The sequence below is a fragment of the Salinigranum rubrum genome (assembly GCF_002906575.1).
GTDB lineage: Archaea > Halobacteriota > Halobacteria > Halobacteriales > Haloferacaceae > Salinigranum > Salinigranum rubrum.
Map to the genome: position 1 here is coordinate 118730 of NZ_CP026310.1, position 18345 is coordinate 137074.

Below are 18345 nucleotides of genomic sequence, written 5' to 3' on the forward strand. Positions count from 1 at the left end.
GGAAGATCTAAAGAGGTTTGTTTCGCCTGAGGAGAGCGAAGTACCTCTTCTCCTTATACCAAGCGAAGCATGCTTAATGAGCGTTTCTCACTGATACTATTTTAATCTATGTCAGACAGATCTTAGTTTATATCTAGATAATCTTTAACATAATATTGCTAATATCTGTATACTACTGATCTTGGTCTCGTCCTACGCTGTCGTAGGGAAACGACGGAAACATGGGGGGTGTGATGGACTTAGTATCGGTCCTACCTCCTTCACAGCCTCAAGTTACGACGGAAACGTGGGTGGGTGTCTTCCCTCCCCAATCGGTCTGATATCTCCTCGAGACGACTCTCACATTCCTTTTTCCCAGACAGCGCTTCGTCTTACGTGGCAACGTCCAAGTCTCTATTGCGAGGCTCGTCGGTGTTACGAGGTTCGCCGGGGGCCGGTGGTTCGTAGGACATCGGTTGCTCTCGCGTCGTTCGTACGTAGCAGCGTGGAGCAGCCCAATATTCGGTGCATTCCGGCGAGTATCGGCGGAATATTTTTTATGTCAGCAGCGTCCGGCCGGTTGATTCGCCAGCGCGGCCAGCGCGTCGAGTGTGGCGTGTTCGAACTGAGAGGGAGCCACTTGATGTGAGCATCGAGCGGCGACTCAAGGAGTTCTGGACGCAGATGACGTGCCCACGTTGTACCATCCGAGCATCCACACGTGAGAATCCTCTGCTTATGGCGTTTCAGTATCTGGATCGTGTCGCTGAGTTGATGCGGGAGGAGAGATTCGGTGCTCTTGATTGAATTGAAATGAGCTGTTGGCAGTTGGTGGTGCGAGGAGTGAAGTCAGACGAACGGCCTTCATCTCTGCAATGGTTGAAGTCACGTTAACTTTGCCGTGAGTTGTGGTAGACTGTTGTCTCCATCGCGGAGACCGTGGAACCAACACCGTGACAATCTCATATTTTAAATCTTCACCCGTCATTAATAGATATCATCTGTCTATTCTGTTTGAAAATAAACATATATAAGGTGTCGACGAATATGTAACTCAAATAGCAAGGCTATGTGAAAGCAATTCGGTGTGAAATTTCACACGCTTTTTCGCTAAAGCCTTTGATCGAGTGTGCAAGAGTGTATTGAAAAGACAAAAATACCTACTAAATTAAAGGTTTTTCATAAAAATGGGATAGTTCTACTAGGGTTTTAACTTCTATCACTCCATACCAGAGACTAACAATGGCAATATGAGAAATGAACGGCCTGGCTGAAATCCAGGTCAACGGCCAGGTTAGTGCTCTCGCTTTGAGAGGCTGTGGAGCACTAACCCGATCGCCACCTCTGTGATAGAGGCGTGCTGGGGCTATACCAGCCCCGTTTAGCGTACGCTTTAGACGGTTAAAAACAATCGTGCATGGAGAGGGGGATTCATCCTGCTTTCTCAATTCCGGAGGTGAAATAGATTCAAATCTAGGAAATTGAACGAACCACAGGCGGATATGGTAGCTGAACTGACGCAAGAAGAGATAATTCTGGTCGGCCTTCGAGCAACTGGGATCAGTGTTTCAGAGTTACAAAAATTCGATATTTCAACTGTTGATGACCTCGGAATAGTTCAAGGGGATACATTGAAAATTGGGGAAATTGATGTGGATAATTCGTCCGAGAAGCAGCGGCTAGTGAACCTGCTCTTGAAGAGTATCGAGAGCAGCCAATTGGCCAGATTTGATATACCATCGGGGAAGGTGCCACGCATACGGTTTCGGGATGGCGCCATCCGCGTAGGTGGACTCGCCCAGCGCGCCGAATTCATCGAAGAACTCGTCGTGATCCATCATCAGTTCGTTCAATCGTTCGCGCTCACCGTCGGACTCCTCGGGCCGTATCGGCGTCGACTAAGCCGATGTTGGAAACGGTTTCGGTGGCCCGTCAGGAGAGAGCGCCGCTTTGCCCTCACGTCTCCGCTGTACCGCGCTTCGAGTGATGTATCGAGATAAGTGTTTAGATATCAAAGCCTCTCTTCGAGGTCCTTCCGTTCGAGTTCGGACGTGATTGCGGTAGGGCAGCGCTCATCGTTCTTCCATCGTGACATTTCACGATCTCGCTCTCTGACGGGAGTCGAAAAAATCGGAATCGGTCGTGTAGTGGGCAACGTATCCCGAGGAGTCCAAGAGTGATCCCACTCAGTATCGCTGGCGAAAATCGTTTTCGGTTCCGACTTGTTTCTCATCACCGGGAGACTGTTCCTCTTCTGTCTGGATACTGCTGTCAAAATTTGGCAGCGAGATAATATACAGAGAGTTCTGTATTCTTAAGTTCGGCACGGCGCTGTTCTCGATCGGACCTATCTATCATACACACATTCGAGTCGTTTTTCATCGACTCGGAAGGATGACGGCGGCGGTCGCCCGACGGCCTGACTACAGGCGCTCGGCGACCGCTTCGATGGGGTGTGGCGGGATATCGTCGGTCCCGTCGCGATCACCTAGCTGCGAACGACACGACCCGCCGGGTGCGACGACCCGTTCGCCATCGCTCTCGTCGACCTCCTCGAACAGGAGGCGACCGATGGCCTTCGAGAGGTCGTAGTGCTCGTCGTGGTACCCGAAGCTCCCGGCCATCCCGCAACAGGTCGAGTCGAGGGGGGCGACGTCGTACCCGACGCGGCGAAGGACGCCAACCGCGTGATGGTCCTTGTTCGTCGCTTTCTGGTTGCAGTGTCCGTGATAGCTCAGTGAGCCCGCCACACCGGACGTTCTGTCTTCGACCGGGAGCGACTCGTCGAGACGGTGAACGTCGAGATACTCCAAGACCCCGTAGGCGCTCTCGGCGACGAGTTCGACGTCTCGGCCGTCGAGCAAGTCTCGGTACTCGTCTTGGAACATCACGGCGTCGGACGGTTCGACGAAAACGATGTCCCAGCCGTTGGCCACGGCGTTCGCCATCCGGTCGACGTTCGTCCGCGCTCGCTCGGCGGCGAGGTCGAGCATCCCCGTCGAGTAGGCGGCCCGACCCGACGGCGCGGTGTCGCCGGGAATGACGACGTGTACGCCCGCCGCTTCGAGCGCTTCGACGGCCGCTTTGCCCGCCGCGGGATACGAGTAGTTCGTGTACGTGTCGGGGAACAGGACGACTCGACGCTCGGCGTCGGCCCGGTCGATCGACGACCCGCCGCGCGCCGCGAACCAGTGCCGAAGGGTCTCCCGGCGGAAGCGAGGCAGTTCCCGCTCCGGTGCGATACCGAACAGTCTCTGCATGACGGTCCGCGCGCCCGGTATCTCGGTCGCCCAGTTCGAGACGGGTGCCAGCATCGATCCCACCTTCGACGCGGTGTCGATGTTTGCGAACAGGCGCTCGCGGAGGTCGACGCCCGCCTTCTCGTGGTGCTGGTGTTTCACTTCGGTCTTCAGTTTCGCCATGTCGACGCCGGTCGGACAGTCGCTCTTGCACCCCTTACACCCGATGCAGAGATCCAACACCTCCGACTGGAATCGATCCGAGTGAATCTCCTCTTCGGGCAAATCGCCGCTGATGGCCGAGCGCAGGAGGTTCGCCCGCCCGCGCGTCGTCTGCACCTCCTCTTTCGACGCGCGGTACGTGGGACACATCACCTCTTCGCCCGTCTGCCGGCAGGTGCCACAGCCGTTACAGAGTTCGACGAGGTGCGAGAATCCCCCCTCCTCGGAGAAGTCGAGCGTCGTCTGCGGCTCTATCGACTGGTACGCCGCCCCGTACCGCAGGTTCTCGCGCATGTCCGCGCCCACGCCGCGGTCCGTATCCGGTCCGACGTCGTCCGAACCGTCGCGGTAGACGACGTTGCCGGGGTGCATCCACCACTCGGGATCGAACGCGGTTTTTACCTCCTTGAACGCCCGCCAGAGGTCGTCGCCGTACATCTTCGGCGTGAATTCGGTGCGAGCCATCCCGTCGCCGTGTTCGCCCGAGAACGAACCGTTGTGTTCGAGGACCAGGTCGGTCACGTCGTCGGTGATGGAGTGCATCGCCTCGATTCCCGCCTCTTCTTTCAGGTTCAGAATCGGTCGGATGTGGAGCGTCCCCGACCCCGCGTGCGCGAAGTAAGCCGCCGACGTGTCGTGATTGTGGAGGACGTCTTCGAACTTCTGGACGTACTCGGCCAACTCGGCCGGTGGAACGGTTGCGTCTTCGATGAACGGGTAGGGTTTCGGGTCGCCGTCCATGCCCATCAACAGCGGAATCGCGGCCTTACGGAGCTTCCAGATGTCGGCTTGCTCTTCGTCCGTGTACGCTTCGACGACGGCGAACGCCTCGCCGTCGTCGAGGAACCGGTCGTTCGTGGCCGCGATGGCCTCCTCGAAGTCCGCGTGGAGTTCCGAGTCGTATTCGAGCATGAGGGCCGCCTCCGTCCCCTCGGGGATCGGTTCGACGTACTGCGCGTAGCCGTCGGAGTCGGCGGCGAGTCGGAACACCTCGTCGTCCATCAACTCGACGGCGCTCACGTCGTACTCGAGTGCGACCGGAACGGCCTGCATGGCCTTCACCAAGTCGTCGAAGCAGTACAGCGCGAGCGCCGTCTCCTCGGGAACGGTCACGAGCGAGAGTTCGGCCTCGACGATGACGCCGAGCGTCCCTTCGGACCCGACGAACAGTTTCGCGAGGTTCATCACGCGCTCTCCGTCGGTGTTCTCGTAGACGACCCGGTCGAGGTTGTAGCCCGTGACTCGCCGTTTCAGGTCGGGGTACCGGGTCTCGATCTCGTCCGCGTTCTCCTCGACCACCTCGCGGACGGTGCGGTAGATGTGCGCCTCGCGGTCGTCCTTCGAGACGATGTCCTCCCACTCCGGAGAGTCGATCACGACTTCGCGGGCGTCGATGACCGATCCGTCCGAGAGAACGGCCGTCACGGCGTCGGTGTACGCGTCGGTGATGCCGTAGCGGACCGAGTGCGCCCCGGTGGAGTTGTTCCCGATCCCACCGCCGACCGTCGCGCGGTTGGACGACGCCGGGTCCGGCGCGAACTTCAGGCCGTAGTCCGCGAGTTCGTCGTCTAAGTCGTCCTGAACGACGCCGGGTTGGATCCGTGCGGTCTGTTCTTCGGGGTCGATATCGAGGACGCCGTCCATGTGCCGCGAGACGTCCAACACGACACACCCGGGACCCACCGTCTGTCCCGCGAGCGACGACCCCGTCCCGCGCGGGAGTATCGGGACGCCGTGGTTCGTCGCCACCTCCACCGCCGACTGCACGTCGTCGATGTCCGTCGGGTACACGACCCCGGCGGGTCGCGCGCTGTAGATACTGCCGTCGGTCGCGTAGAGGACTTGCGTGTACTCGTCGAACTCCACCCTCCCATCGACTCGCGAGCGCAACTCGCTCGCCAGTTCGCGGTACTCCGCGACGTCCGGGCGAGGCTGGTCCAACTCTGTGGCAGACCAAGTAGCTGCGCCGTCTTCGATAGTCATGAATCTTTCTCGTATTCGACAATAAATAAACATTGTGTTGGGGAGGCACACGCGACGTGCTGATATCCCACACATATTTCACGCGCCATCTCTGACATGGGATATGTCCGACGCAACGATACTGCACATGTGTCTGAACGTGGCAGACGCCGCGGAGTCGATCGCGTTCTACGAGCAGTTCGGATTCTCCGAGTCGTGGCAGTTCACCACGGCGGACGACGAGACGACGAACTACTACGTGGCCGACGGGAGCGGCGTCGAACTCCAACTGTCCGAGACCAAGAACGAGACGGAGTTCGAGATGGGTACCGGGTGGGACCACCTCGCCCTCGGCGTCGAGGACGTGGACGAGACGGTCGAACGGATCGACCACTACGGGGTCGAGAAAGAACCCGGTCCCCAACCGGAGGCGGGAGCGTACACCGCGTTCGTGGAGGACCCGGATGGCCACCTCGTCGAACTCATCGAACCGCTCGACGACTGAACAGGCCCGCTACCCCCGTCGGAATCCCGTAACGCGGGAACATCCCGTCTCGCTGGCTTCGAGGAGAGACGGAGACGCTCCCTGTAACGCCGCTCAGTTACCGACGTCGGTCGCGCGTTCGACGACGTCCGATCCGTACATCTCCGCGAGTTCGTTGTGCTGGTCGGGACGGTGCTCGTAGACGTCTTGGAACAGCGTGATCGGTGTCTGCGCCGCCTGATAGGTGGCTTCGTCCCACATCCGGTCTTTGCGTATTTCGACTTCGATGCCGTCGATGACTATCGTCGTCGACTGCGTCATGGCGATAGCGCCCTTCCCGGCCTCCTTGGCCGCCTCGAACTCCTCCATCGAGTCCACGATGTCGTCCATGCTGGGGACGTACGCAGTCATGTCCAGCAGCGTCTCGCGGAGTTCGTCGTCGTCGAGTTCGTCTTCGTCGCTCCCGACGCGGAGGGTGTAGCCGTCGCCCGTCTCTTCGAGAGAGACGTCGTCCCCGTCGTAGACCTGCCGCCCGTCTTCCTCGACGAGTTCGACCGATCTGTTATCGACTTCGAGGAGCCAACTCCCCGTCTTCGGCGGGAGCGGTGCCGTGTTGGCTTCGACCACCTGACCGGGCGTGAGCGACCAGATGCCGAGCATCCCCTTGGCTTGGTTGTCCCGCATCCGTTCGTGGTAGCCTTCGACGTCGCGGATGTCGTCGTAGGGACCGTCGACGGCGATGAGACCGGCCGCACTCGCGCCTCGCGAGGTGTTGTGGCGGAGTTCCGGCCACGCCGGGAGTTCACCGGTCGGCGTCATCGCGCGCATGTCCTTCGTGTAGTCGACTTCGCCGTCGACGAGGAGGAACAGGCGTTCGAGGTTGTTCGAGGGCTTGCCCATCTCCTCGCGGAGGTCGCCCATCGCCAACTCGGCTTCCCCGCTCTCGACGATGACTGACATCGAGAGACTGCCTTCTTCGAGACCGTATTCGTTCTCGACGATGGTGAAGAACTCGTCGGCCTTCTTCCAGTCGTCGATGTCGCCGACTTCGGGGATGACGAAGCCGTCGATGTGTTGGATCGCTCCCTTCTCCGGGTCGGCTATCTCCAGCATGTGCTGAAAGCCCTGATAGCGAGTCGCCGGCGACTCGCGGTGCCACACCATCCGCGGGTGAATCTCACCGGGGAAGTCCGCGCCGTTCTCCGAGACGACGTCGACGATGTTCTGGACACCCTCATCACGCATCGATGGTGCCGTTGCGTCCTCGTTGTCTGGAACCCAGACGTCGGGCGCGCTCATCCCGCTGAGTTGCGACGCGCTTCGGATCATCTTCGCGGAGTCGTCTTCGCCCTTGACCGCCGTCGGCGAGGTGAAGAACGTTCTGACGAACTCTCGTTCGTAGTGCCGTTTAACGCTCATGTGACGTGTGGTCCACCTCACTCGAGACGATTAAAGATATCGCATGGGGGACGAGCGTGTTTCTGCCGGAAGAACTGTTCATCTCCGAGCACGTTCGACGTGAGGAAATAGGAAGGGTTGACTAGATAACTATCGGCGGGGAACTGCTAGTCGTCTGACCGCACGAAGCCCGTACTTATCGATAAATCAGCAGGGAATCGAACGGCGATAGACGGATTTCACCGGATTTTAACGTATTACTGTCGAGTGCGTATACTCATCAGCCATGAGGCTCGTTTCCCCATTCCGAACGGATGCGAGGAGGGGTACATCCGCGTGCGGTCGGATCCGCCGAACAGTATCGCCGACAGAATCCACGCACGGGTCCGAGAGAGGTGGAATCGGATCCCGACGACAACACTTATTCGGTCGGATCAAGATTCGCAAAGTGATGAGAAAGGCAAAGACGGACTCGGTCCGAGCGACCGAGACTTCGTTGGCGGTGCTCTCGGGGATAGAGGCGCGTGACGGCGGGGCGACGCTCTCGGAACTGGCGGCGGATCTCGATTTCGCGAAGAGCACGATCTACAAACACCTCAACACGCTGGAAGAGGGTGGATTCGTCGTCTTCCGCCACGACGAGTACCGCATCGGTCTGCGCTGTCTCGAACTCGGCGGGATCGCACAGCGCTACGACGGCATCTACGAGGTGGCGAAACCCGAGGTGCGGCGGATGGCGGTCGAGACCGGGGAACTCGCCAACCTGATGGTCGAAGAACGCGGCTACGGGATCTACATTCACACGACCAGCGGGGACCGGGCGGTGAGTCTGGACACAAGTCTCGGGAAACGCGTCTATCTCCACCAGACGGCGATCGGTAAGGCACTCCTGTCGAGTCTGTCGGACACGCGCGTCGAAGCGATACTCGAGAGGCACGGACTGCCCCAGGAGACGGACAACACGATCACCGACCGAGAGGCGTTGTTCGACGAACTGGAAGTGATCCGAGAGCGCGGGATCGCCTACGACAAAGAGGAGCGAGTGGACGGAACCGGGTGCGTCGGCGTTCCGATCGAGACCGGTGACCGGCGCGAGGCGGCCATCAGTATCACCGCGCCGATCAACCGGATGACGTCGCCCGACGCCGAGAGCGAGATAATTGACACGGTCAAACAGGCGGCGAACGTCATCGAAGTCAATCTCGTGTACGACTAGCCTCTCTGTTCAGACGAGTCCCGACGGGCGTGTTCTGCCGAGTCGCACGAACCGACGACTGACGAGGTCGCTCCAAGGTCGGTCGACGAGATCAAAGCGTTACAGACGTATGGTCGTAATACCACTGGCGGAGTCGCGTCGAGAACCGGGCCGGTGAACGCCGACCGACGAATTCACGTCCGGATTGCCTGAAACGACCGTCTGACGCCAATAAGCCGAAGAACCGTGTCTGTTTCACCGAAAGAAAGTCCCGCGTCAGGCGTTAGACGGCGAACGTCCTGACGGGCGTCCGCTCCCGCTGCCGACAGTCGAGCGTATCGGTGTCTACCAAGTGTTTAAACAGGTCTGGGAGTACATGCGTCACTAGCTCTTCGACCTGTTCATTCCTTCACTAGACGGTGCCGCCGTCCACACCGAGTCAGCGTCTCCGGGCAGGTACCGGTCGAGCAATCACACGATTCGCTAGACGAGGTGAACGGGAATCGACCGATTCAGCGGATTCTCGGTGCGATTTCCTACAGGGATGGCGCCACCCAATGGATGCACGCCGAACATAACGGTGTCTCGCAGAAAACGAGGTGTAGTCTCAACTTCCCTCGGCCGCGAATTGGTATAGCATCCTCCCGCTGTGAACGGTGGTTTCACGTACGCAGGTGGGGCATTCGACGCGTAAGGAGGTCTGACATCGTGCCGTTCGCGCGGCACCGTCCAGTTAGACCAGTTTGAGACGCGAGCCTCAGAAATCTACGATCTCTGAGACCGGCGCAGCCGACGTGGTCGCGGACGACGAACCCGCTGATAAAAATGGACGGCGAATGGTCGTGGTTGTATACGGCAATACAGCTGACTCGACGTTGTTGCTCGCTGTCGACCGCTTCTACACGTGGGTCGGAAGTCGGGTTCTCGTCGCCCGTGATATTGCATTTATCTTACGCTTCTACCCCGTTCAACGACCGCAGCGAGCGCTCGATGAGCGACCGCCAGTCGACGTCGTTGGCGAGACAATCCTTCGGCTTGTTCCAAGTAATCTGTCCCGCGGTGTCGCGGGGTCACACTCTTCGTGATATCTGCGGAGCGAGTCGAGGTCCTACAGGCAAAAACGGTTCTATTCTCTTTCCTGGTCTCATAGCAGATAAGCATGTGCTCACGAGGGTGAAGCCGTTGGTCATCTCGAACCCTATACTTACAGTTGTATGCGTGTAATCTATGGCCGCACCAAGAAATTACACCTAAACGTAAGTAATTCTCTGCTCTCTCCGTTATCTGACAGCCTGCTCGACGCTGTAGACTGCAGCGGCGAGTGTAACTTCACGGAGACACTTCAGTCGCGACCGAGCATCGGTCTTCGAGAGTGCTAACGGCGCACTCTCGTGTTCTCATCGAAGCGGGTGACGACACCGAAGAAGGAGACGAAGCGTTCGTTCACCAGACTGGTCGGGCGTGACGGTGCCGCGGAACTCGATATCGAGGGCCGAGGGCGATAGACAATCACTTTCACAGTGATTTGATAATAACAATTCGATACAGATCAGTAATCGAACCGATATTTTTCCCACTACATCTATTACTAGTTCGTATTTCACACGGTATATCCAGAAAAATCTCCTGGAATTTGTCTGCACTGTATCTAATGATAAAATATTGTATTTGGTATAGTCAATAACATCGACTCGGCGGTCGTTGCGTCCTCGATCGCGAGTGTGGACGGTGGATACGAGTAATCACCCCCGTTCGGAACCTGTTTCGTCCGATTGAGCGTTGATTTTCGGCCAACGAGTGGTGATATTATCGCCGACTCTCCGGCGTCTCGTTGTATCCGATCGAATCCATATGGAATGAAGATGAATATTTGGTATTACCAATACACTCTCGATATGGGCTTTCGGACTGACACACAGGTCGTGGTACGGTATGGAGAAACCGACGTACGTCGAAAGGGTCGACCGGGATCGGGGGGCCTCGTGTTTACGCTCGTCTCTGACACTGACACACGACGATCACCGATCCACGCGGAGAACGGGTTCTCGGCGGAGCAGGTGTCTCCTCGGTCCCGACACGGGTTGCGTTATCGCCCGCCAGACGGCGAGTGGCCCTTTCGATTTGATATTACCAATACACTTTTGCCGGTTCCCCTCCAAGCGATGCCGTGACGAACAATACCAACCCCCGGACCATAAAATCCGTCGCTCAGACCACCAACATCATCAAACTCATTCGGGAGCTGCAGGGAGCGACGGTTTCCGAACTGACCGAACGGGTGCCCCTCTCCCAGCCGTCGGTTCACACCCACCTCGCGACGTTGAAACTGGCGGGGTTCGTCGTTCAAGACGGCCACACGTACGACCTCGGTCCGCAGATGCTCACCCTTGGAGAGTACGTGCGCAACCGGTCCGATCTCTATCAGGCGTCGAAAGATCAGGTCGAAAAGTTAGCCCGAGAGACGGGCGAATGTGCTCACCTCGGTATCGAGCACAACGGCCAGATGTTCTACCCCTACGAGCACTACGGTTCGGAGGCAGTTGGGGCCGAGTACCACGAGAAGAAACGGGAAGGGCCACTTGACCACCTCCACTGTACTGGTACTGGAAAGTGTATCTTGGCCTCTATGTCTGACGACGAGGTACATGCCATACTCGACGAGCGGGGGATGACTCAGTACACCCGGAACACGATCATCGACCGCGACATCCTGTTCGAGGAGTTAGACGAGGTCCGAGAGCGGGGCCACGCCTACGGTGATCAGGAGTTCATACACGGCATACGGGCGGTCGGTAAGTCGATTGTCGGACCCGACGGCGATGTCGCCGGGGCGATCGCCGTCACTGGCCCGGTGAGTAGGCTCCAGGGCGAGCGGTTCGAGGAGGAACTGCCACAGCAGGTGATCAACGCGGCCAACGTGTGCGAAGTCAACCTCCAGACCGTGACGTACGAGTAAGTGTCCGCTCCTCTCGGTGGCGTGGATCCACAGCTGTTTGGTGTCGCTCCACTCGACCAGTGAGCTTTCGGCCGTCAGCCCTTCCTCACACCGCAACCGGGTCGGTTCGGTGTCGAACCGTTCGGCGAGCACGTTCCCACCTTCCGTCTAATCGCTCCTTGGTTCACCCTCGACGAGGAGCGGCTTTTCGAGACGGAGGGAGAGCCAGACGATTGTGACGACGTCGTCTTCTCCGACGTAGTCCCCCTCGTCCATGACCTCTCGGAGACGCTCCTCGGGAAGATTCGTCGATGCCGGCGACGACCTCCGGGAGGTCATTCACGGGACCACGATCGGCCACTGTCACCTACGTGTATTCGAAGTACAGACCCAACAGGACACCGAGAACGCTGCCGGCTGCTGGGCCCCACGGACCGCCCAACGTCGAGACGTCTCCCACCGATATCGCCGCTTGACCGACGATGAGTCCGAAGACGAGGCCGAAACTACCGAGGATGAGCGGCCAACCGAGGAGGCGCGATGTCATGCGTAGTCAACTATTCGTACGGCGAAAATAAGTGTAGCGGCGATTCCGGACGAGCCGCGAGGAACGGTGTGTAGGACGGTTGCATCGGTTTCACGCCGTTCGAGCCGTCGAACTGGACTGGAGAACCCAAGTTTCACTCTCGTGCTGGCGACTGGTCGGACACGCGTACGAGAGAAGCCGAAACTACCCGGCGGCCATCAGGATACTGTTCACCTCCCAACCGTGATTTTACGAACTATTAAATAGTTGAACGCCAAGATTCGTCACATATATAATGTTGTGTGTATACATCCCGGCAGGGTAATCCCCATGGTAAATGATAGCAATCGAACTGCGCGGACCGACCGTAGCGTAAACCGGCGAACGTTCCTGAAGACCACCGGCGTGGGTGTCGCCGGAATCGGTCTCGCGGGATGTACAGGCAGCGATGGTGGCAATGGTGGGAGCGGTGGTAGTAATGGCGGCAATGGTGGAGACGGTGGTAGCGATGGCGGCGGTGGTAGCGGTGGTGGCGGTGGTGGCGATGGTGGCGACGGAGGAGGCAGCAACGGTGAATCGACGGGCGGCGGTAGTAACTTCCCCGACGAGGTGACGATTACCTACCCACCGACGGGATGGTGGGCGGTTCTCGGGGACATCATGGAAAACGAGGACCTGATACAGAAGTACAAGGACGAACACGGTGTCGATACCACGTTCAACGACGAGCGAACGTGGGACGACGTGCCGCTGTTCTCCTCCGGCCAGGCCCAAATCGCCCAGTTCGGTTCGCTCGAAGCGAGTCGACTCGGGCCGAACGAGGACATCCCGATCACCGTCTTCGGCAAAGTCGTCCCGCAGGCCGCCGAACTGGTGGTCGCGGGCGGCGGCGACTACGACCCCGACAACACGGGAAGCGTGGAAGCCTCCATCGACGCCCTCGCCGAGTCGGGCGAACCGTTCGGTATCGACGGGTGGGGGTCCGGTTCGACGCTCGGTGTGCAGATCACCATCGAGGAGAACTACGACTACACCTTCCAGCAGGAGGATGCCGACTTCAACATCGTCACCGCGGACTACTTCGCGATGTGTCAACTGGTCGTGGAGGGCGAACTGGCCGCCGGTCTCTCCTCCCCGATGCTCGGCGGCGCACCGTTCTATTCGACCTCCCCACCCGAGGCAGTACCGCTGTTCCACTTCGGCGAATCGCTGAGCGAACTCGGCTTCGGTCAAGTCCCGCTCGAAAACCAGGTGACTCGAACGGAGTACTTCGAGGAGAACACCGAGGTCTGTCAGGTGTACCACGACGCGATGCGCGAGGCGATGAAACTCTTCCACGAGGACCCGGTCGGGATCGTCACGCAGAGCGACGCGATGATCGAGGCCCTCGGCGTCGCAAACGAACAGGAGGCGACCTTCGCGACGGAGTACGAAATCCTCCTCGAGAACAACACGAACGACCTCGAACCGCCCGAGATGCCGTCCGTGTACGAGGAGTACGCGCTCGACGACGAGTGGATCCAGACCGACCGGAACGCGCTCGACCGGTTCGTGGAGATCGGCCAGACGAACGAGAACTGGGCCGAATACATCACCTACGAGTCGATGGCCTAACGGTGACGACCGAACCGCATTCGGCGTGACCTCGAAAAACCGGACGACTTCACGGCAGCCACTTGGTCGCCTTGTGGCACCATCGATCCGTACGTCTCGTCACATCCATCGTCGTGACGGGGACGCCATCGACGCTACGAGAGTTCGAGGGGAAAGCCCCACCTTCGGTGTCGATCCTCCGCGTTGTCACTCCGACGGGGTCTTCTGACTGGCCGTCCCGATCGGTGTGACTCAGCCGCTAGCCGTCGCCTGTCGGTCCGAAACTCCCGCATCCTGTTCGTGATCCGACCAGAACGCCCGAGACTCAGGCACCCGGAACGAGGACGGCCCTGAACTCGACCGCCTGATCCTTCATCCGTTGATAGGCAGTCTCGGCCTCGGCGAGGGGAAACGTCTCGACCATCGGCGCGATCGATCTGAGAGCACTGAATTCGAGCACGTCCTGTGACTCACGTGCCGTCCCGGACGAGTGACCGTGCACCGATCGCTGGTTCTCGATCAGGTCGACGACGTCGACGCCGAACCGGTTCTCGGGCACGCCCAGCGGATAGAGCTCTCCTTCAACTGCTAGTCCCGGGAGCGCTGTTTCGATCGCCTCCGTGGACGGCGCGGTCGCGATGACGACTGACGCGCCGCCGAGAGCCATCAGTTGCTCGGCCGGGGACGACGCAGCCGCGTCGATGTAGTGATCCGCCCCGAGGTCCAACGCGAGGTCGTGTTTCTCTCTTCCCCGTGAGATCGCGACCGTTTCGAATCCGCCCGCCCGGGCGAACTGGATGCCGAGGTGACCTAGCCCCCGATCCCGACGACTGCCGCCACGTCGCCGATCCGTGCGTTGCTCTTCCTGAGGACGTTGAAGGTGCTGACCCCCGCACACAACAGCGGTGCGGCGTCGATCGAGTCGAGGTCGTCAGGAACCCGTGCCAGTGCGTGCTGTGACGCGATCACGTACTCTGCGTAGCCGCCGTCGGTGTCGATACCGGTCACCTGCTCGTTCGTGCAGTCGATGAACTCCCCGCTGCGGCAGGGGGCACAGGTGAAGCAGTGAGAGCCGTGCCAGCCGACTCCGACCCGCTCTCCCGCGGACCACTCCTCCACGGCATCGCCGACAGCGTCGATGCGGCCGGCCACCTCGTGGCCGGGAACGCGGGGATATTCGATACCGGACCACGATCCTTCTCTGACGAACGTATCGCTGTGACAGACGCCGCAGGCTTCGACGGAGACCCGGACCTCGTCGGGACCCGGGACCGGAATCTCGCGCTCGACCAGTTCGAACTCCGCGCCGGGGCTGGGCACCTGTGCGACCTGCATGGTATCACTACTCATCGGCTCTCTCTCCACCTTTGGGTGCTAAAGTCGTTGTGTTTGCGCCCACCTCACACACGTCCGGACGGATCGCCAACCGAGACGGGGTGATGCTCGGTACTGGTTCCGCGAGAGCGTTGTAACGGACGATGGGTGTTGAGGAACGGACGAAGGGATCCACTGGGAGCCACCGTCTCCAGCATAAAAACATCAAAAACACAGTCGAACGCGACCGACGGCGACCTGATCGTGAAGGCGATGAACTCGTCGGTCGGAGATGGTCCCCTGGCAATGCGATTGGGAGTACTCGGCCGGTTGTGGCCAGATACGAAGGGTGGTATGACTGCGTTGGCAGGTCGTGTTCCGAGAGTCTCCCCGTCGGATCTCACCGTTCTGCCCGTCCGACCCTCCCACAATTTTATCATAGCCGGGTTGGATACCGTTCCCATGCGGATAGATGTGCACAACCACTGTACGCCGGAACCGTTCGTTGATCTCCTCCTCGAGTGGGAGACGCCGGTCGGTATCGAGTCGGTTGACGACCAGCTGTATATGGTCCATCAGCGGTCCGGTGCGGCCGGTATCGGCGGCAACCGAATCCCCCTCGACGAGGGGTTCTACGACATGGACTCGCGACTGGAGTGGATGGACGAACACGATATCGAGAAGACGGTGGCCTCGGTCTCGACGCCGAACCCCATCTCCGACGCGTTCACCCCGAGCAGTCGACAGAACTGGTCAGGGCTATCAACGACGGGTACGCCGATCTGGAGTCCCGTTATCCGGACGCGTTCGCCGGACTCGGTATGCTCCCGCTCCGCGAACCCGAGCAAGCCCTCGTCGAAGTCGACCGGATCGCCGGCGATCTGGATCTGAGCGGCATCGCGTTGCCCACTTCGATCAACGGCGACAGGTTGTCGGCCCCGGAACTCGCGCCGGTGTTCGACAGGGTTGACGAACTGGGGCTGACGGCGTTCATCCATCCCCACGGTAACGTGCTCAGCGACACGCTCGGGCCGGCGGAGACGATCCTCAATCCGCTCGTGATCTTTCCGACTGATACGACCCTCCAGGTCGCCCGGCTGATCTACGACGGCTTCTTCGACGCCCACGACTTCGACCTCGTCATCTCGCACATGGGCGGCGCGTTGCTCCATCTGGCCGGCCGGATCGACAAGGGCCGCCGCGAGATCAACGACCCCGACGCGCCGCCGACCAAGCCGTTCGTCGAATACCTCCAGGAGTTCTACTACGATACGATCTCGTTCCACCAACCCGCCTTGGAAGCGGCCCTCAAGACCGTCGGAATCGACCGCTTCGTGTTCGGGACGGACTACCCGTTCGACATGGAGGAGTTCGACACCGCCGTCGGGGACGTCGAAGCCGTCGTCCCGGCGGCGGCCGACCGGGAGAAGATCATGTCGGAAACGGCCAGAGACCTCTTCGACTTCTGAGGGTGGGTATCACCCGACCGCCCGGTTCCGCGGCGGTCCTCGAAACCCTAGAACACCTCGATGAGAACGGACCCCCCGACGATTGCGAGGACGCCGACGAGCACCGTCGCGGACCGGGGGACCTCGCGTGCGATGGCGTACGTCAGGACGAGCACGAGCAGTGGAAAGGTGTTGAATAACGGGATCACGGTGACGGCGCTGCCGAGATCGAGCGCGAAGAAGTTCGCGAGTTGCGCGCTGGCGGTTACGACGCCGGCGACCACGAACAGCCCCAGCGCGGGTCGGTTGACCGAGCGGACTTGACGCCTGGCCCCCGGCGACCATAGGAAGATGCACAGGAACGCGGCGAGGGCTGTCGTCTGCGCGACAGCGGTTCCGGCGACAGGGTCCGGGAACCGGTTCAACCCGAACTTGATGACGACGTACGAGATACCGAAGACGGCCATCGCGACGACGGGAGCGAGGAGCGACCGGGTATCGGCCGCCGCCACGTGCCGCGCCACGAGGTCCAAGTCCCCGCTCCCTTCGCCTCCGTTCTCACGCTCGCCGGCAGCGTTCTGTACCGACTGGATGATCACCCCGCCGCCGACGATGCAGAGCATCCCCAGACCGGTCGCCGCCGTCACCGTCTCGCCGAGAACGGGAACGGCGAAGACGGTCGCGACCAGCGGGTTCATCGCCATGAGCGCCGCCGCGACCGGGGCACCGACTTCGTCGATTCCCTTGAAGTACAGCAGCCGGAAGACCGCCGGATTGAGTATTCCGGCCACCACGAACGGACCGGCGTTCGCGAGCGAGAACACGCCCCTCGGCACCCCCTGTGCGAGCAGCAACGTCCAGAAGATACCCACGCTGACGACGATGGTCGTGAACGCGGCCGTGAAGGCCGGTGACGCCGTCGTCGTCTCTCTGGCTTTCGCACTCCCGTACTTGATCGTGACCGCCTGAATCGCGGTACAGACCGCACCGGCGAACGCGAGTGCCGACGCAGGGGCAATAGGTGCCATCCGGACGCACGTTCACCACCATCGCATAAAACGATCGAGGGTTCCCGTCCGGTCCGGCGACGTAACGGCCCGCGCGCTCGGTCGACGGAGACGCCGGTCACGACGACTCCGACACGGTTTCGCCTCGGCCCACGCTTTCTCTTCGCCTCACGTCGCGTCCTGCCGGACGCTTCCGTTCGACCGAGACGGAGTCCTCACCGACATCGTTAATATTCGCCCCCGTGAGAGTACGTTACAGTCACGGTCGACGACAGAGCCGAACTGCGGGCTGTCCGGCCGTTTCAGCAAACGAAACCATGCTTCAACGGGAACGCTTCATCGAACTCGGCCTCGCGATCGCTATCTTCTCGGTCGCATCAGTGGTACTGGTCGCCCCGACCTGGATCGTCGGGGTGTTAGCGCTGGCACTCGCCATCGGACAACTCGTTCGCGCCCGGCGTGCGGAGGGCTGGGCTATCGTCGACACGGGCTTCGGCGTGTTTCTCCTCCTGCTCGGTGGGACGACCGTCGTGACGCCGGAGTGGGGCGTTCCGCTGCTCTATATCGCCGGCGGAATCCAGCTCACCCGGGCGATCGGTGAGGTGGGGATGGCGATCAACCTGGCGCTGCTGGCCGCCCTGGCCTTCGCACGAGAGACTCCCGATTGGGCAGTCGCGATACTCGTCATCGCCGCCGTCGGGAAGGCCCTCTGGGTACTCCAGGAGTCGCTCCGTGACGGGTCTTTCGCCGAATCGATGGCGACGTAGCCGCTCACTCGTCGGGTTTCGGTTCGCTCTCGCGTGTCACTCCGAGCGGCGTCAGCAGGAGTGTCCGGATTCGATTGGGCGCGTCATCAGAGACTCGGATTCGTCCCGTCGATACGGGTGACTTCGGCGCGCTGACGGCGGTCGTGCGGTTCGGTCCTCTTCGCTCCTCTTTGTTCGTTTTCGACCTGTCCGGGCCTTGAGTGCCCGGGTCTACTGTCACGAAGCCTCAGATAACGATGAAAAGGTTTAAACCAGTTTGTGTGTCTCTTTCTAGCG

Annotated in this window: 12 protein-coding genes and 2 pseudogenes; 9 read left to right on the top strand and 5 right to left on the bottom strand. The window is 60.2% G+C overall.

The genetic code is table 11. The annotated features are described in order from the left end of the window. Nucleotides 1-538: 538 nt before the first annotated feature. Both C2R22_RS26605 and C2R22_RS25365 read left to right on the top strand, forming a co-directional pair. A pseudogene (locus C2R22_RS26605) lies at nucleotides 539-701 on the top strand (IS1595 family transposase); the annotation flags it as partial. A gap of 780 nt (nucleotides 702-1481) precedes the next feature. Next, nucleotides 1482-1979 carry a hypothetical protein gene (locus C2R22_RS25365; RefSeq protein ID WP_162562609.1) on the top strand — a complete coding sequence of 166 codons (498 nt, stop codon included), beginning with the start codon at nucleotides 1482-1484 and terminating at the stop codon, nucleotides 1977-1979. Nucleotides 1980-2402: 423 nt separating this feature from the next. On the opposite strand, the gene C2R22_RS21545 is transcribed toward C2R22_RS25365, so the two are convergent. Next, nucleotides 2403-5423: an FAD-binding and (Fe-S)-binding domain-containing protein gene (locus C2R22_RS21545; protein WP_103427848.1), complete on the bottom strand. Its 3021-nt coding sequence runs from the start codon at nucleotides 5421-5423 to the stop codon at nucleotides 2403-2405. Nucleotides 5424-5526: 103 nt separating this feature from the next. Between C2R22_RS21545 and C2R22_RS21550 the strand changes: the two genes are divergently transcribed. After that, nucleotides 5527-5907 carry a VOC family protein gene (locus C2R22_RS21550; RefSeq protein WP_103427849.1) on the top strand — a complete coding sequence of 127 codons (381 nt, stop codon included), beginning with the start codon at nucleotides 5527-5529 and terminating at the stop codon, nucleotides 5905-5907. A 93-nt stretch (nucleotides 5908-6000) separates the two neighbouring features. Here the strand turns inward: C2R22_RS21550 and aceB are convergent, their stop codons facing one another. Next, entirely contained in the window at nucleotides 6001-7305 is a 1305-nt protein-coding gene (gene aceB, locus C2R22_RS21555) for a malate synthase AceB (RefSeq protein ID WP_103427850.1), read from the bottom strand. A gap of 430 nt (nucleotides 7306-7735) precedes the next feature. On the opposite strand from aceB, the gene C2R22_RS21560 reads away from it, so the two are divergent. Further along, entirely contained in the window at nucleotides 7736-8500 is a 765-nt protein-coding gene (locus C2R22_RS21560; protein ID WP_103427851.1) for an IclR family transcriptional regulator, read from the top strand. 2146 nt (nucleotides 8501-10646) lie between these two features. Then, nucleotides 10647-11435: an IclR family transcriptional regulator gene (locus C2R22_RS21565; RefSeq protein ID WP_103427852.1), complete on the top strand. Its 789-nt coding sequence runs from the start codon at nucleotides 10647-10649 to the stop codon at nucleotides 11433-11435. Between the two features lie 346 nt (nucleotides 11436-11781). Here C2R22_RS21565 and C2R22_RS21570 read toward each other — a convergent pair whose 3' ends face one another. Beyond that, nucleotides 11782-11961: a hypothetical protein gene (locus tag C2R22_RS21570; protein WP_103427853.1), complete on the bottom strand. Its 180-nt coding sequence runs from the start codon at nucleotides 11959-11961 to the stop codon at nucleotides 11782-11784. A 384-nt stretch (nucleotides 11962-12345) separates the two neighbouring features. Here C2R22_RS21570 and C2R22_RS26610 point away from each other — a divergent pair, with 384 nt between their 5' ends. Further along, complete coding sequence (locus tag C2R22_RS26610; protein WP_245903054.1) at nucleotides 12346-13554, top strand: substrate-binding domain-containing protein; 1209 nt, start codon at nucleotides 12346-12348, stop codon at nucleotides 13552-13554. A gap of 304 nt (nucleotides 13555-13858) precedes the next feature. Here C2R22_RS26610 and C2R22_RS21580 read toward each other — a convergent pair. After that, nucleotides 13859-14868: pseudogene (locus C2R22_RS21580) on the bottom strand (alcohol dehydrogenase catalytic domain-containing protein). Nucleotides 14869-15309: 441 nt separating this feature from the next. On the opposite strand from C2R22_RS21580, the gene C2R22_RS26615 reads away from it, so the two are divergent. Next, entirely contained in the window at nucleotides 15310-15738 is a 429-nt protein-coding gene (locus tag C2R22_RS26615) for a hypothetical protein (RefSeq protein WP_245903080.1), read from the top strand. Further along, nucleotides 15630-16316, top strand: coding sequence for an amidohydrolase family protein (locus tag C2R22_RS21585; protein ID WP_245903076.1), 687 nt, complete (start codon nucleotides 15630-15632; stop codon nucleotides 16314-16316). Before C2R22_RS26615 ends, C2R22_RS21585 begins: the two co-directional genes overlap by 109 nt. A gap of 47 nt (nucleotides 16317-16363) precedes the next feature. On the opposite strand, the gene C2R22_RS21590 is transcribed toward C2R22_RS21585, so the two are convergent. Next, nucleotides 16364-17323 (bottom strand): DMT family transporter, encoded by a 960-nt coding sequence (locus tag C2R22_RS21590; protein ID WP_103427855.1) that lies wholly within the window; start codon nucleotides 17321-17323, stop codon nucleotides 16364-16366. A gap of 296 nt (nucleotides 17324-17619) precedes the next feature. Between C2R22_RS21590 and C2R22_RS21595 the strand changes: the two genes are divergently transcribed. Next, the gene (locus C2R22_RS21595) at nucleotides 17620-18069 is read left to right on the top strand and encodes a hypothetical protein (RefSeq protein WP_103427856.1); all 450 of its coding nucleotides are present in this window, start codon (nucleotides 17620-17622) and stop codon (nucleotides 18067-18069) included. Nucleotides 18070-18345: the final 276 nt, after the last annotated feature.